This is a genomic window from Nitrospiraceae bacterium, assembly GCA_020632595.1.
Taxonomy (GTDB): Bacteria; Nitrospirota; Nitrospiria; order Nitrospirales; family UBA8639; genus Nitrospira_E.
In genome coordinates, this window is record JACKFF010000011.1 from 13,240 (window position 1) to 29,148 (window position 15,909).

Consider the following 15,909-nt stretch of genomic DNA (forward strand, 5'->3'; position numbering starts at 1 on the left):
ATGCCATGACATTCCGTAGATACCGCTAGAATCACTCTCACTTCCAGAAGGGCATGGAGGTCCCAGATTTTCCATCTCGAACCCTCCTTAACAATTCGTCTTTCGACTTTTTCGGTACTGTCTCCCAGGCGGGTTCAGCGGGCCAAGGTGAGAGACTATCAGACTATCCGCCATCGAACCATCTCCCAGACCTTTCGCACCATTGCCATTCAGATAATAGCCCAAGGACCGATACACGCTTTTGCCCTCCTCTGCGTAACCTTTGGAATCATCCCCTCAACACGATTTCTCCCGATAATCTAATACAAATCTTCAAGATTCAACCGGAAAACGAACATTTCCCTACTCTGCTGAGTTAAGCAGGCCTACTCTGGTAACTTTGGAAACTCAAACGGAATTGGTTCGCCGGTCAATGCTTTCAGAAAGGCAACAAGATCGGCTTTCTCTTGCGGCGCCAAGCCCAGTGGTTTCATCAACGGACTTAACTGAGGATTCGGATTCCCGCCTTTATCGAAAAAGTCGATCACCTCTTCTAATGTTTTAAAAGCGCCATCATGCATATATGGGGCGGTTTCCGTAATGCTTCGAAGCGTGGGAGTTTTGAATGCTCCTTTATCGTGTTCTCGAAGCGTCACATAATACCGCCCCAAATCCTCTTCCATCGGTCCCACTTGCGGCACACCGAGGTTGTGGAAACGATTATCCGTAAAATTAGAATCATTGTGACACAGGATGCACCGGCCTTTTCCTTTAAAGAGGGCCATCCCCCGTTGAGCATCTTCTCCCATGGCTTGTTGATCACCTAAGACAAACTTATCGAAGGCCGAATTGGTGGAGATGATGGTCCGTTCATAGGCAGCGATCGCTTCCGCGATTCCCTGCAAACTCACTCCGGTTCCAAATACTTTCTGGAACTCTTCCTTATAACCGTTTATCTTGGCAATTTTGGGAACGACAGTTTCATGAGTCTCCGCCATTTCAACGGGATTATGAATAGGACCAATGGCCTGTTCTTCCAAAGAGCCGGCTCGACCATCCCAAAATTGAAAGGGGTTAAAGGCGGTGTTATACACTGTAGGCGACTGCCGCCCTCCACGCTTCCCGCCCACGCCGACGGAGGTTTGGTTGGGATCGGCAAAGCCCGCAACAGGGTTATGACAAAACGCACAAGAGATCGCGTTGTTCTTGGATAAGCGTCCATCAAAATACAGCTGTTTACCCAGGGACAGTTTGGCGGCATAATTCAAATTGGTGGACGGCACAGGAACCGCCGTCGGGAGTGGACCAATGTCGGGAACGGTATGACCATCAATCGTGATCATTCCCACTGTTGAATCAGATCTCGCTTCACTTCCTATTCCAGTGGAAGTCAGGCTCAATCCTACCAGAATTGTGCAAAATACTGTGGTCAGTACCCTTTTGATGGCTGCCTTCATTCCGTCTTTCCCTCCTGATCAGTTTGATGACGTTCCCGATGAATAGAACTACTTATCCGATACTTTAGTGTACCCCGAATGTCTATAAAATAAAAAGACAATTGCTGCCTCAATACTTAAGAGAGAGATGCATCCCCTGGTCTTTTCGGATAAGTTCCAATTCAACAATGCAGCATTCTTGAGAACCTCTGATTTACCATTTAACCTCCAATTAATTTTGCATGAAGACCCACACCTATCCTATTGATGCCATAATTCCCCAGCTGCAACAGACACTCAGGCGACACCCAATCGTCCTTCTCACCGCTCAGCCGGGTGCCGGAAAAACCACACAGATTCCGCTGGCCCTTCTCAAAGAGGCGTGGCTGACAAAAACCATCATCATGCTGGAGCCCAGACGGCTAGCCGCGCGTGCCGCCGCGCGCCGGATGTCCGATCTCCTGGGAGAAACCGTTGGCACCACCGTTGGATATCGGACACGGTTGGATACCAAAATCAGCCCGAACACAAAACTGGAAGTGGTCACCGAAGGCATTCTCACAAGATTGCTTCAACACGATCCATCATTACAGAACTATGGCCTGGTCATCTTTGATGAATTCCATGAACGCAGCCTGCAAGCCGACCTGGGTTTGGCCTTATGCCTGGAATCCCGGAAGGTATTTCGAGAGGACCTCAGGCTGCTGATCATGTCGGCCACACTCGACAGTGCGACCATTTCGAAAAAATTGAGACAGGCTCCAGTGCTCACCTGCGAAGGCAAGATGTTTCCCGTCGAAACCCGCTACGTCGGGAGGCCGGAGGGAAAGAGTTTCGCCATGCAGGTGGCCCATACCATTCATCGTCTGCTGAAAACCGAACAGGGCAACCTCCTGGTGTTTCTTCCGGGAGCGGGAGAAATCCGTCAAGTGGAACGACTCCTGGCAGACCTGCCTCTTGGCCCACAGACGCGCATCGCTCCGCTCTATGGGGATCTATCGCCCCTGGCCCAGGACCAGGCTATTCTTCCACCGCCTGCCGGATGGCGCAAAGTGGTCCTATCCACGAATATTGCCGAATCCAGTCTCACCATCGAAGGCATTCGTCTCGTCATCGATACCGGGCTCATGCGTGTACCACGGTTTGATTCACGCAGCGGTATGAGCCGGCTTGCCACCCTTACCGTCTCCCAACAATCGGCAGAACAACGTCGCGGACGGGCGGGACGCCTGGAACCCGGTCTCTGTATACGGTTCTGGACTGAGACCGAGCAGCGGACCCTCATCCCCCGAACCACACCGGAAATTCTTGATGCCGACCTCACCTCGCTCGTGCTGGAGTTGTCTCAGTGGGGAAACCACGATCCACAGGAATTACTCTGGCTCGATCCTCCTCCTTCCGGAGCCATCGCTCAGGCACGACAGCTCCTTCACTCCCTTGGCGCATGTGATATTCAAGGCCATATCACCGATCATGGCCGGGCGATGGCCGATCTCACCATGCACCCGCGACTCGCGCATATGGTCCTGAAGGGAAAGACGCTGGGAGTGGGAGCCTTAGCATGCGATCTCGCCGCAGTCTTAAGCGAACGAAACTTGTTCAAAGGATCATTCGCACAAGAGCATGCCGATCTGCGCACCCGATTTGACATGCTCTATGGTCGTACCCCTATTCAAAGAAACACCGGGGCTCTGGAAAGGGGAATCATTCAACGCATTCGCCAGGCTTCTCTGTCATGGCAACGGACACTGCAGATCACCACTCCTCACCATGTCCCCAAACAACAGATTGATCAGGTAGGGGTACTCCTGGCGCTGGCCTACCCCGACCGGATTGCGCAACGACAAGCAGATGGAGACAGACGATACCGCCTGGCCAACGGGCGGAGCGCAAAATTTCCCCACCCGGTTACGCTGGAACATGAAGAGTGGCTCGTGATCGCAGAGCTTAACGGTGCCCCGGCAACGGCAGTTATCTCTATGGCTGCCCCGATTTCACGTGAAGATTTAATTTCCCACTGCGGGGATCTCATACAGTCAACGGATTCTGTAATGTGGGATGGCTCAACGAAAGCGGTCAGATCCATCCGGCAACGACGACTCGGAGAACTCATTCTTGATGAGGGCCGCCTTTCCGATCCCGATCCTGATCTGGTCTTGACCGCGCTTCTCGACGGCCTTCGAAGCACAGGTCTCTCCTGTTTACCCTGGAACCCCACACTCAGAAACTGGCAGGCGCGGGTCCAGTTTCTGCGTCGCGCCACGGAACCGGCATCCGCTTGGCCGGATGTCTCGGACGACACACTCCTTCAGACATTGAATCAGTGGCTGGGGCCTTTTCTCAGCAATCTCTCCAGCCTCAATCAGCTGAACCGGATCGACCTTTCCTGGCCACTTCAGGCACTCCTTTCTCCGGAACAACGGCGCACGCTCGACACTCTGGCGCCCACCCATGTCACTGTGCCATCAGGATCGCACATTCCCTTGGATTATCTGTCAGGCGAAATTCCCGTTCTGGCTGTCCGTCTTCAGGAATTATTCGGACAATGCGACACGCCCCGTCTGGTCAACGGGAGAGTCCCTGTCCTCATTCATCTGCTCTCTCCGGCCAGACGCCCCGTTCAGGTCACCCAGGACCTCATCAGTTTTTGGCAAACCGGTTACACGGAAGTCAAAAAAGAATTGAAGGGCCGCTACCCCAAACACTTCTGGCCCGATGACCCCCTCCAGGCCCCGCCTACTCGCGGCATCAAAAAACGATAATTCATTTTGAGAGGTTGCACCCATGAATGTGGCAGGCCAATCCGATCAAGAAATATTAGCCATCGCCACCATGAACAATATCATGGAAGGATCAACCGCAATTGACCATGCTACACATACGAAAGATTTTTCAGAACGGCTAAAGTAAACCGTCACCAAAAAACATTTGGATGTGCTTTACAGGCTTTACCAAGCTGAATCGGAAAATTTTCCAAGAAGGGAAGGGATTGCAAACGTTCGTGGTCCTTCTTGGGGCACCATCCTTCGAAAAAGATTTTTCATTCATAGATTTGAAGGCTAGGGTCATGTCCCTGCACAAGGCTTGGCCGCAGACCTACCTTCAAGGTTACTCGAACTCATTGAGATTCCAAGTGGATTTCAGGTAACTCAATCTGAATGTATCCCTTTTCAAAAACTCAGGAACCCGTTTAGGGACATACCTGATTACCAACGGACGCTCTCCTCCTTTGGGTTCAAAATTCTCACCAAGCCTTTTCCCTTTCAACATTTAAGGGGGAACGTCCTGACTCTCTTGCTATTCTTATGGAGAATTTTTAAGGTAAGCTTGAAGAATGATTTCTTCTATAGGCTTTTTTATTTTCGACCTAAGGAGCCGGCCTCATGCTATCAAAATTCGCTTCTCCTCATATCCTGGTGACGGCGGGTTGGGTCCTGGGGAGCTTTTTTCTGGGATGCTCCAGCGTGGAACTCACCAAGATCCCCAAAAAACCCCTGCCTTTCCATCCGCCTCCACTGATTGAATTACCATTGGAATTACCACCGGAAGGCGGTCCACGACGCCCTGTCGATGCCATGTCCCCCACGACCTTATCCGGGCCGGGACCGGAGATTATCATTGTCGAATCCAACCAGCCTGCCTTACGTGCCATAGCAGAACGCGATCCGGCCGTGAAGACCGAATTGGGCGAGCGTTTTACCTTTATTAATTCCGAGGAAGTCCCTGCCGACCAATGCTCGGTCACGCTGCAGCAAGACGCCGCGGGCAACTCTCGAACGACAGAACGGGGATCGGCTTCCGATGTCTCCGCATATCGGCTAACCTATTACAGTTACACCCACAATGTGGCCGTGCACGTCTGCATGGAAAATGACCGAATGTCTTCTGTCCAGCGCGATCCGCGTAAAGGTTACCAGCCCGAAGAAGCTGAAGAAGAAATCGCCACGGCCATTGAGCTGGCCAGAGTAGATCAACGAATTGCCCAGGAAGTTCAACATCTGCACGGACATGCCATTCTGACTTCCCCTGAAGAATACCGGTATTTCTGGGTGAGCGATGAAGCGGGGTTCGGGGACCGGGTGTTTTGGGTCACATTTTCTGAAACGCCGGAGAGCTTGGCCCTCTACTTTGCCCGAGTTGACCTCACTTCTCAGACCGTCTTAGAGGCAGGCAAGGAGGCAGGACCCCAATGACTATAGCCAAACAAGGAGTGCGTCGCATGGCATCATTTCGATATTTTCTCGCCAGTGTCGCATTGATCAGTGCTCTGCTAGTCAGCCCCGCCTTGGCCGATTGGGAATCCAAACCGTTTACCTGGGGCCCGTGGGACTTATACCTGGAGATGAAAGATGCGGCTGGCCTCGGGCTACGCAATGTGTCCTATCAAGGCAACCAAATTTTAGGTAAAGCCGATCTGCCGGTGATCCGGGTCAAGTATGTTCGAGAGTGGCCGGCCTGGCATCCCTTCAGTTGGTTTGGCCTGGGGCGATCCAGTGGCCGATGCGGACCATTCGAGGACCGGATCAGCCCTCCGCGCCTCAAAAAAAACCCTAACTGCGATGGGAAAAAGCTCTGTCAGGTCGAGCATACCATCCAAGGCGTCAAGTGGTTGGAATTAGGTGTGTATGCCAAAATCGGTCAATACCATCTGTATCAGGCCTGGTATTTGAGCGAAGACGGTCGCCTGTATCCAAGCGTTCAGAGCTGGAATCTCTCCTGTAATACCGACCATGAACACCATGCCTACTGGCGACTGGACTTCGATATTGGTGGATCCGATCAGGATCAGGTCTTTGTCCTGGACCGGAATTCTGTGAAAGACAAGGGTTGGGGACCGGGGTGGGAAAAATATTTGGTGGAGGAGGATGACAAGAAGCCTGATACCAACAGCCAGGATCGCGTCTGGTTTGTGCGCGATTACCCAACCGGGCAGGGTGTCTGGGTTATTCCAGGTCCCTTTGATGGGGAATCGAATAAGTTTTCAGATCGCGATGTCTCGATTCGAAAATTTTACCGGGATGAAGATGCCGGCTGGCCATTCGGCGCACGTGGAGATTTGGAATTTAAAAGTGATGAAAGCGTTCAAGAGACCAATGTGGTCTTTTGGTATGTAGCCCATCTTCCTCATAAGGCAGCGGAAGGGGACCGACCAATGCGTTACTGGATGGGGCCACTTCTTCAGGTCCATCAGGCAACTCCATAACACAACTTGAGACAGTCTTCAGTAAAAACTCTGCCGGCAATGAAAAAGCGTAATTCCCTTCGCCTAAGGCTTTACCGATAATAGATTTCTAAGGAGATCATGACCAATACTTGCTCAGCCCCCATACGCTGATCCGATATGAGCATTCGGAATATCGCATGGAGGAAGGGCATGAGAAGTATCAAACCCTAGACAAGGGGCATTCCCTCCACCGTCATTTGAGAGAACCTATCCAAGAAGGCCCCAACGCTCCAAATGAATTCGATCCCCGCCACATGACCATAGGGATTTCACAGCCTCCTCAACTATTTTCTATTTGAGTGCCCAAAATCCTGGTACGATTGGAATTGTTAGTTTTCCTTCCGTGCAGCATCGCCTTTTTCAGGAAAGGTTTGCTATGGTGACCCACTCATGCAGAACAACCGGCATCAACTGGATAGTTCTTTTTGCTTCATTTCTCTAGCTTTACGAGTAAGGAACCTCATGTTATGAAATTATTTTCCGGCATCCTAAGCAGACGAACCTTTGCTCTCCTCACCTGGGCTTCAATTGTCCTATCGGGTGGGCTGGGATTGGCAGAGCCCGGAATTGATGGCTTCCGGGAATTAAAATTTGGCATGACGGAGCAAGAAGTATCCGCCTTACCAGCCTGCAGCAACTCAAAGGAATGTCTCTATGAACTTACCGATAAAAATCGATATATTGAACTGACCTATTTGCCCGACGAGGTCTCAGATACGACTGAACCAACCGGAAAACTGGCAAAGATTACCATCGATATGGGGCTATATAGAGATGAATGGTACCAGCAGTTACAAATGATTCTTGGAGCGAGTTATCCCCTCACGCAGGATCTCACTGAAGCGACCAAGCAATCGTTTCTTGCCGGACAAATCAATGAGCTGAATTCAGGGTTTGAAGATGGGCAGGTGGTACTGAAGGTCGTGCGCCGCCCGTTCGGAAACCTGGAGTTAAAGGTCGTGTATCAAAATCCTGCCCTTGCGAAAGCATTTATTCAACAGAGACAAGGCGCGACCACTTCCTCCAAATAATTTTCACTGATAGGCCATATTTGACCTAGCCTTGATGGTTGAGCCATTTACTCCCTTAGCTCACCCTCCCTTTATGGCGAGGGTTAGGACGCTTGTTTGGGTACCGAAGCCATTTTGGCTATCAACAGGCGAGGCCGGAGATTTGCCTCTTGCACAAAGAATGAAGTGGGCAGGGTCACCACTCCCGCCTTCCGTTGCCCATGCATCAACTTCCGCCAACAGCGCCGGCACAGATCATGATCCTTCAACGAGACAGCCCTTCCTAATTTACTGGAATGGGGATTTCGTCTGGGAGAAACAAAGACCTTCACCTCACTCCCACATTTGGCACAACAGGTCGCACCAGCAGCACTGCTCTTTGATGCCCGCTGAGTCACCAGACCAATACTTTCAGCCATATATTTTCGTTTTGGATTCCACGCATGTTCATGTGACGTGACGGATTCGGGAATATCCCATCTCAGCATTCGTCTCATGGCCCCCTCCTTGATAAGAATGGTCGGTCGATCAGTAACTCTTACACTGAGCAAGGGATATGCCTGGTATCACACTTGAAAGCCTGAGAGGAGAAAACCGTATGGAAACAAAAGATAAGAGACTTAAGAACCAGAAGACGAGGCTCAGGAAGATAGGCAGGTTATGCAGTGGACGGGCATATTTTTCCTGTTTGAAGTCACCGGAATTTTGACACCTGTTGCAACCTTTGACAAAGGGAATGAGAGCAGAAATATTCAACACCCATGAGGAGGTCGGTCAATGAACGAGGCCGGCAAAGGCCAAAACATCCCACGGATTCATCCAGGACAAACACTCGCCCCCACTGAGGTGGGAAATCCTTTTTACCTGACCGGATCACACTCTTTCCGGTGCCGCTTCATTTAAAATCAGCCAATAGAGCCCCAGGTTTTGAACCGCTTGAGAAAATTCTTGAAAGTCCACTGGCTTGCGAACATAACTATTGGCTCCAAGTTGATAACTTTTCACGATGTCCTGCTCTTCCTTCGACGACGTGAGCACAACCACCGGAAGAAACTTCGTCCGTTCATCAGCCCGTAACCGTCGAAGCACTTCCAGCCCATCAATCTTGGGAAGCTTGAGATCCAGCAGGATAATTTGAGGCATCTGGGTTAAATCACGACCGGCATGCGCTCCGGTTCCAAATAAATATTCCAACGCTTCCACGCCATCCCGCGCCACCACGACTTCATTTTTTATATTGTTCTTCTTGAGCGCCCGCATCGTCAACTCTTCATCATCAGGATGATCTTCCACTAACAGGATTGCTTTGTTGGTCATCATCTTCTCCTCCTCCGGTTGTCTTACAACGTAAAATGAAAGGTCGCGCCTTTGCCCACCACTCCTTCTGCCCAAATTTGACCGCCATGCCGTTGAATAATTCGATGCACCGTCGCCAACCCCACGCCCACACCCGGAAATTCTGTATAGGCATGAAGCCGTTGAAACGCGCCGAAGAGTTTATGCACATAGGTCATATCAAAACCTGCCCCGTTGTCGGAGACAAAGTAGGCTGCCTGCCCTTTGTATTGTCCATAACCGAACTCGATACGGGGATGGGGTTGTTGCTGGGTAAACTTCCACGCGTTGCCGATTAAATTTTCTAAAACGGCCCGAAGCAATTGCGGGTCGGCGGTGGCGAATACATTATCAGCCACAATACATTCTATCTGCCGGTCAGGGTCCATTTTTTGAAAGTCTTCAAGAACAGCCCGGACGACAGCACTCATATCAAAGCTCTGGGTATGGATTTCAGCCCGTGTCAACCTGGCCAGATTGAGCATGGCATCGATAAGCTTGGACATTCGTTGACTGGCCGTCCGCACCCTCCGCAAATAATTTCGCCCTGACTCATCAAGTTTTTCATCATAATCTTCCAACACAGCCTGGCTAAACCCATCGATCCCCCGCAGCGGCGCGCGTAAATCATGGGAGACCGAATAACTAAACGCCTCAAGTTCTTTATTACTCGCCTCAAGTTGCGCGGAGCGCTGGACCAACTGGGAATTGAGCTTGCGTATATCCTCCTCTGCCCGCTTCCGCTCCGCCACCTCCCGAATGAGTTCGGCATTTGATGCAGCCAACTTCGCCGTTCGCTCCTGGACTCGCTTTTCCAGATTATCTTTCGCCTTCCGAAGAGTATCTTCAGCCAAGAGTCGATCATGAATTTCCAATTCCAGATGTTTGTTGGCACTTTGGAGGGCGCCGGTTCGATCGCGAACCTGCTCTTCCAATTCACTTGCCACCCGCCCAAGCTTTAACACCACTAATCCGAATCCTCCCATCCAAATGACGACTAACATCCCCATCAACCCATAAGTCCCTTGCCAACTCATACCCATGATCGTCTCCAACGAATCCACGGGATACACGACCTCCAGCAAGCCGCCCACTTCTCCGATCTGCCAATCACGCTTGGGACTATCCGGATGTCTGTTATGACACTCCACACATTCCTTCTGCATTCGATCGGCCTTCACGAAACGGAGAGACTCACGCCCATCGACTTGCTCAAACCGATAAAATGGCTCATTCGTATCAGAATGTTGCGTGAAAAATTTCCACGCCTCTTCCTGGAAGCCATCAAGGAGTCCTCCTGGTTTCTTACCGGGGTAAAACGGATAGGGACTCAGTAACTCCAGTCGTTCCCCTTTTCGCCCAGCGACCAATCGATTACCCAGGTCCCGACTGAGAGCCGCAGGGAGAGGAATTTCGCCTTGATGGTCCCGATACTCTATCGAGGCATCGATGCCCTGGTTGTGGAGGCGTTGAACAACTTCGACGGTGTACCATATCCGCATCTCATTCAGCGCTCTGGTATAAATTTCGGATCCCCGAAAGGCCATGGCCGTCACCATTTGGGTTTTCAATTGGGAAATATGCAAATAAATTACGATGAGACAGAGCCCAAAAAGCAGGGTTAATACCAAAATCGTATGCCGATGTAGGAGCTCCATGGCGCCCAGGACCCTGTTCACACAGGAGTCCCATAGTCCCAAGGTCGACAACGGCGATTCTTTACGAGACGTCAACTCAGATACCGACAATGGTCCTTCCTATCCTCAATGGGGGCTTTTCCAATCACTTCTCTCTTCGATGGCGGTCCTCTGACTTACGCTATCGGATCCTTACCGGCAAAATTGAGCATTCCTTCCATAAGAGGGCACCTCATCCCCATGGCCCGGAAGACTTTGGCTTGTGATCGTTCTGGATGGGCGTACGCCTGAATCCGACTCCCAATGTGCTCCCACTATTCAGAAGATGATGGGTACCCATCCGGTCAAATAAATTTGCGGGCCCTCAAGAAGGAAAGGAGGGGGAGCACAGCAGAGACTACCATGAAGGCGTGTATTCCTCGGCAGGAGGGTGGGCTTTGCTCAATACGGACTATTCCTCCAGGCTGGGTTGTACACTCACACAGGAGCTTGATTTTGTAAGGCGACAGCCATCAAGTTTTCTTCCGACTCTGGTACCTTTTCAGTGTCAATGTCATCCGCCATCGTGGGTTCCAATTCCTGATCCTCGTCATACGTTTGCCGCACATCCAGAATTTCAATGTCTAATTGCGCTTCCGGATACAATCGTCGCAAGTCCCATTCCGTAATCCATCCACGAACATACTCGCGCATCCGGGTACTGGATAATTTCTCTACAGCTGAAACGGGTGGCGGTGTCCAACTATAGGCCGATCCATGAAGCGCCCTAAGCCGCTCATATAGCGCATCGACCATTGATTCATAGGGACGAACTAATGGCTCACCTTCCTGTTCAATGAGCCGGATACCCTGGATTGCCTGTAGTGCTTGCATATGAGCTTCATCCGTTGATTCCTCCTGGCACATCTGCTCGATTTTCTGGGAATCCTGTTTTTCTTCCAAGATCACGCTTTGGAAATCATCGGTCAGAGCCACAATGGCCCCAATCGCCGGGCAGGCATCCTCGGCCAACACCCCCATCCACCGTGCCACCTCCCTATAGGACTTGGTCCGTTGTTTAAAGGAATATCGCCCGATGATTTCCGCCTCATCGATAAGCAAGATCCACCCTTTATAGCCAGCCGCGACCATCAATCGTGAGACAAATCGAAACCGTTGTGAGGCCAAATCCTGACTGGAAATTTTAGTGAACACATAAGGGTTTTCCGGCGGACACCCCTGGAGATATTTATTAAGTTGACTATTACTCAACGGATCTCCCGCCCAATAGCGGATCATGCGATGACTCAGCTCAGGATCATTAATCATCCGCTCATAGAGATACAGGCTGGCTGCAAACCGGGAATCGCACACTTGGTCCTTGCGATGCACCCAATCAAATAAATCGGCAAAGTGCGGGCTTTGGAAATTCAGTTCACCGGCTATTTCGGTGAGAGCATCACCATGTTTACCTGGAACAATGGCATTATTGATGGCTGCACGAAAGAGGGGCACGCCATTGTACAAGGGTGTTTCCTTACTGATTACAATGGGACTGCAGACAAAATTCTTCTCCAGCGCTACCTGTTGCAACGCATGAAGAAGATGGGATTTTCCACTCCCAAACCCTCCTTCAATGACGATGCCCTTGGTCGGCGTGTCATTCGGAACGTTGGCCTCCATCTGTTGAAGCAGCCGTCTGAATTTTCCTTCCAGATCCGGTTGGTGACTTCCCAGTACCTGCACGACATCACGATTCGGCACTCCGGATCGCAAAGCCTCCATGGCGCGTTGATGCCCAACATCACCATTGGCCATCGCCGGCCGATCAGTGTATTCCTTCTTTCCGGTATCGTGGGCCTCCCCGGCCTCTTGAGATCCCAGGCGAATCAATGCCCCTAATGGGTTTTGGTATTGGCGGTCACGGACTTCGTCCCAAATGCGTAATTTTAACGCCTCATACCGGTTGAGTCCCCTCCGGTCATCTGTCAAAAATTCTTGCGGCACCTGGACCACTAATAAGAAACTTTCCAATTCATCTGTCCCATCAATAAACTGGCGAAGCATTTCGTAGGCATCTAACGTCGTTGAAACGCCATAATACAAGCCTTCCGGAGAATCCGGTTTCCTACTGAGCAAACATCGACTCAAGTTCAGGGACACGAATAACCCTGTTTTCCCAACTAACCGTAGCCAACGGCATAACGACACAAACATATACCGGGCATTAGTCCGATTAATTTTCTGAAAAATAAGGGCTTCTTTAAGAGCGGAAATCTGACGAATTTCCCCCTTCAGCCATGACTTGACCGGTTCGGTCATAAAGGGAACTTCTGAGCCAGAGTCCAATTGCCCCAAACACAATCGGATCATGGCCATACGAAATTCCTGGCACATCTGCGAATCGCGATAGATGGCCCGCTCTAACCAACTATTTAAATCTCGACGCAGTAACGGTTCCGCCCGTTCATTCATCCGGGCAACTCCCGTCATGCAAAACTCTTCCTGGTTGTCCGGGATCTGGTATCCATTTTCTTGAAGAAGTCGACGAACAAATTGTGAGGCCAGCTCATCCCATGGGATGAGACGAGCAATCTGATGGAACAACTTATCCATCATATGAATTTTGGTGTCTTTAGCATCAACTGAGATGCACGCATACCCTTCCTGCTGGGCTAAGGTAGCCAATTGGTCTTGGATGTCGACTCTATCCGAGTCAGAATCTGTCACCACAAACTTGACCGATGACCCTCCTTGCCCAATAAATCGTTGAAGGTATTCTTGCCGAAGCGTATGAAACCATTCTTGAGGTCGTAACTCCATTGCTCGTATCCTTCACAGGTTAGAAAGTCACATGCATACACAGAAAGGTTTTACAGACTGACGAAAAGACAGAGACCTATGTTAAAAAAGCGTGTTGCCCCGTCTTTGAAAGATTGATTCGAATCTGGTGGTTATTTTGCCAAAATTTTTTGATGACAGCCATTTTGGTCTGGACCCAAACTAGTTCGACTCGGAGAGTGCCGGATGAAGCCGGCCTTCCAGATCCCCTTCTAATTCAGAGTCTTCCGAATAATCTTGTCGAATTTCCATTAATTCAATGTCAACTTTTTGTGTTGGATCGAGACGCGTCAAATCCCATTCGGTAATCCAGCCTTTGACATATTCACGCATCCGGGTGCTGGATAATCGCTCAATCGTTGGGACCTGAGGTGGTTCCCACCCATACGCCGCGCCATGAATGGCACGAATTTTATGGTAGATTTCTTCTACAAGCTGGTCATAGGGACCGACCAAGGGTATGCGTTCGCATTCAATGAGCCGCATTCCCTGTTCTGCTTGGCGGGACAGCACCAAATCGGTTTCCGATCCTGATTCTCGCAGCTTTTCTGGGACTTTTTCCCGATCACCCTTTTCATCCAGAATTGCGCTTTGAAAATCATCCGTGAGCGCCATCACCGCCGCCAGTCCGGATTTATAGCCGAGATCGGCAAAACTGGAGGCTTCCAGTCGGCCCAACCACCTGGCTAATTCCGCATAGGACTGGGCTCGTTGTTTGAAGGAATACCTGCCAATAATTTCCGCCTCGTCGATCAGTAAAATCCAACCAGCATATCCCGCCGCAATCATTAGTCGTGAAACGAATTTAAATCGTTGCAACGCCATTTCCATGGGTGAGATTCGTTCAAATCGATAGGAAACACTCGCATCACAGGATTTGAGTAATCGCTTGATTTCAGCATCGGTCAACGGATCCCCTGCCCAAAATCGAATGATCCGGTGACTTAACTCCGGGTCATTGACCATGCGTTCGTATAGAAACACTGAGGCCGCAAAGCGCCCATCAATTTCTCCGCCCTGACGATGCACCCATTCATAAAAATTCGCGTATTGAGGACTCTTAAAATTTAAATCCGCTGCCACCTCGGTTAAAACATCTCCTCGTTTTTCAGGGATATCAGCAGCTTCAATGGCAGATCGAAACATCATTGCGGGGCTATACAAAGGCGTTTCCTTACTTATTACGACCTTGCTACATACAAATCTGGATTCCAATGCCATACGTCTTAAGGATTCCAGCAAATGTGATTTCCCCGTACCAAAGCCTCCTTCAATCAACATCCCTTTTGTGGTCCAACCCTTATGAATGCTGGCCTGAGCGTCCTGCAACATCTGTTGAAATTTGGATTTGACCATCGGCTGTGGACATCCCAGCGCTTGGACCACTCCTGGGCTGGGGACACCTGCCCTCAAGGATTCAATAACCCGCTGATGCTGCACATCTTCTTTTCGGCTTCCCACTTTGGCCAGAAGACTGCTCTCGGCAAAGACTGTAGTCTGATCGGTCAGCCTGACCATCGGCGCAAAGGGATTTTGACGGGTTTTATCCCGGACATCATCCCAAATGCGAAGCTTGAGGGCCTCATACCGATTCAGACCCAACCGTTGATCCGAGAGAAAGGCTTGGGAGGCAACGACCACGACCAATAGCCCTTCGATTTCATCGCTGCCATCAATGAATTGTCTCAGCATCTCATAAGCATCCATAACGGCAGAGGGGGAATACTTTAGCGAGGTCGCACCGGCTTCTTTGCCGCCTGTAAAGGCTGAAATATCGATGGTCAGGACCATACCGGGTTTCCCCAACAGGCGAGTCCAATGGGCTAAGGAGATGATGAGGTCACGCGCATTACTGCGGGTAACCTTTTCAAAAATCAATATTTTTTTGAGGATAGCCATTTGCTTCAGCTCACCCCGAAGCCAGGCCTTGATTGCTGCCGACTCTTGAGAGGGACTTTCAGGCAATTCCAACTGAGCCACACACAACTGGATCATGGCCAGTCGAAATTCCCGACTCATGTGAAAATCCTGGAACAGGCTCCCTTCCAACCATGCGTTCACTTCTCGGTGCATCGCGGCTTCATCGCAACAGTTGAGAGAGGCCAGAGAAGACCAGCAACATTCCTCCCGCCTTTCAGGGATTTTCCATTGATGCTCTCTAAAGAGTTTTTTGACATACTCGAACGCCAAGGCGTCCCAATCAATTTGTCTGGCCATTTCCTTGTACAAGAGATCAATCAGTTGAACCTTCGTACAATGAGAGTCCGCGTGAATTGTGACAAAGCCCTCCTCCCGTGACAGCGCCCCCACCCCTATGCACACCGTTTTGACATCCTGAGCCTCCTCCACAACGGCAAATTTGACGGCCGATCCTCCACGACGAATAAACTCCTGAAGATAGGCAGATTTGAGAACATTCAACCATTCCTGTGGAGACATAAATTTTCCCTCAATATCCTGTTAATCTC

General features: G+C 50.5%; 10 protein-coding genes. 4 read left to right on the forward strand and 6 right to left on the reverse strand.

Annotated elements, in window-relative coordinates:
- Positions 1-365: 365 nt before the first annotated feature.
- Entirely contained in the window at positions 366-1,436 is a 1,071-nt protein-coding gene (locus H6750_16625) for a c-type cytochrome (GenBank protein MCB9775932.1), read from the reverse strand.
- A 221-nt stretch (positions 1,437-1,657) separates the two neighbouring features.
- Here H6750_16625 and hrpB point away from each other — a divergent pair, with 221 nt between their 5' ends.
- The 4 genes from hrpB (at position 1,658) to H6750_16645 (ending at position 7,670) form a co-directional block, all read left to right on the forward strand.
- Entirely contained in the window at positions 1,658-4,177 is a 2,520-nt protein-coding gene (gene hrpB, locus H6750_16630; protein MCB9775933.1) for an ATP-dependent helicase HrpB, read from the forward strand.
- Between the two features lie 621 nt (positions 4,178-4,798).
- Positions 4,799-5,608 (forward strand): hypothetical protein, encoded by an 810-nt coding sequence (locus tag H6750_16635; GenBank protein ID MCB9775934.1) that lies wholly within the window; start codon positions 4,799-4,801, stop codon positions 5,606-5,608.
- 26 nt (positions 5,609-5,634) lie between these two features.
- Positions 5,635-6,618 (forward strand): hypothetical protein, encoded by a 984-nt coding sequence (locus tag H6750_16640; protein ID MCB9775935.1) that lies wholly within the window; start codon positions 5,635-5,637, stop codon positions 6,616-6,618.
- Between the two features lie 488 nt (positions 6,619-7,106).
- The gene (locus tag H6750_16645) at positions 7,107-7,670 is read left to right on the forward strand and encodes a hypothetical protein (protein ID MCB9775936.1); all 564 of its coding nucleotides are present in this window, start codon (positions 7,107-7,109) and stop codon (positions 7,668-7,670) included.
- Positions 7,671-7,753: 83 nt separating this feature from the next.
- On the opposite strand, the gene H6750_16650 is transcribed toward H6750_16645, so the two are convergent.
- From H6750_16650 to H6750_16670, 5 genes are all read right to left on the reverse strand, one after another.
- A complete protein-coding gene (locus tag H6750_16650) occupies positions 7,754-8,146 on the reverse strand; it encodes a hypothetical protein (GenBank protein ID MCB9775937.1) in 393 nt (130 codons plus the stop codon).
- A 376-nt stretch (positions 8,147-8,522) separates the two neighbouring features.
- Entirely contained in the window at positions 8,523-8,969 is a 447-nt protein-coding gene (locus H6750_16655) for a response regulator (GenBank protein MCB9775938.1), read from the reverse strand.
- A gap of 20 nt (positions 8,970-8,989) precedes the next feature.
- Positions 8,990-10,732 carry a DUF3365 domain-containing protein gene (locus H6750_16660; GenBank protein ID MCB9775939.1) on the reverse strand — a complete coding sequence of 581 codons (1,743 nt, stop codon included), beginning with the start codon at positions 10,730-10,732 and terminating at the stop codon, positions 8,990-8,992.
- Between the two features lie 366 nt (positions 10,733-11,098).
- Complete coding sequence (locus tag H6750_16665; GenBank protein MCB9775940.1) at positions 11,099-13,423, reverse strand: DUF2791 family P-loop domain-containing protein; 2,325 nt, start codon at positions 13,421-13,423, stop codon at positions 11,099-11,101.
- A gap of 180 nt (positions 13,424-13,603) precedes the next feature.
- Positions 13,604-15,880 carry a DUF2791 family P-loop domain-containing protein gene (locus H6750_16670; GenBank protein MCB9775941.1) on the reverse strand — a complete coding sequence of 759 codons (2,277 nt, stop codon included), beginning with the start codon at positions 15,878-15,880 and terminating at the stop codon, positions 13,604-13,606.
- Positions 15,881-15,909 lie beyond the last annotated feature (29 nt).

What these genes read in the sequence shown, in the direction of transcription:
- H6750_16650 (MCB9775937.1), bottom strand. Translation starts at nt 8,146, where the DNA reads ATGAGACGAATGCTGAGATGGGATATTCCCGAATCCGTCACGTCACAT.
- H6750_16655 (MCB9775938.1), bottom strand. Translation starts at nt 8,969, where the DNA reads ATGATGACCAACAAAGCAATCCTGTTAGTGGAAGATCATCCTGATGAT.
- H6750_16645 (MCB9775936.1), top strand. Translation starts at nt 7,107, where the DNA reads ATGAAATTATTTTCCGGCATCCTAAGCAGACGAACCTTTGCTCTCCTC.
- H6750_16640 (MCB9775935.1), top strand. Translation starts at nt 5,635, where the DNA reads ATGGCATCATTTCGATATTTTCTCGCCAGTGTCGCATTGATCAGTGCT.
- hrpB (MCB9775933.1), top strand. Translation starts at nt 1,658, where the DNA reads ATGAAGACCCACACCTATCCTATTGATGCCATAATTCCCCAGCTGCAA.
- H6750_16625 (MCB9775932.1), bottom strand. Translation starts at nt 1,436, where the DNA reads ATGAAGGCAGCCATCAAAAGGGTACTGACCACAGTATTTTGCACAATT.
- H6750_16670 (MCB9775941.1), bottom strand. Translation starts at nt 15,880, where the DNA reads ATGTCTCCACAGGAATGGTTGAATGTTCTCAAATCTGCCTATCTTCAG.
- H6750_16635 (MCB9775934.1), top strand. Translation starts at nt 4,799, where the DNA reads ATGCTATCAAAATTCGCTTCTCCTCATATCCTGGTGACGGCGGGTTGG.
- H6750_16665 (MCB9775940.1), bottom strand. Translation starts at nt 13,423, where the DNA reads ATGGAGTTACGACCTCAAGAATGGTTTCATACGCTTCGGCAAGAATAC.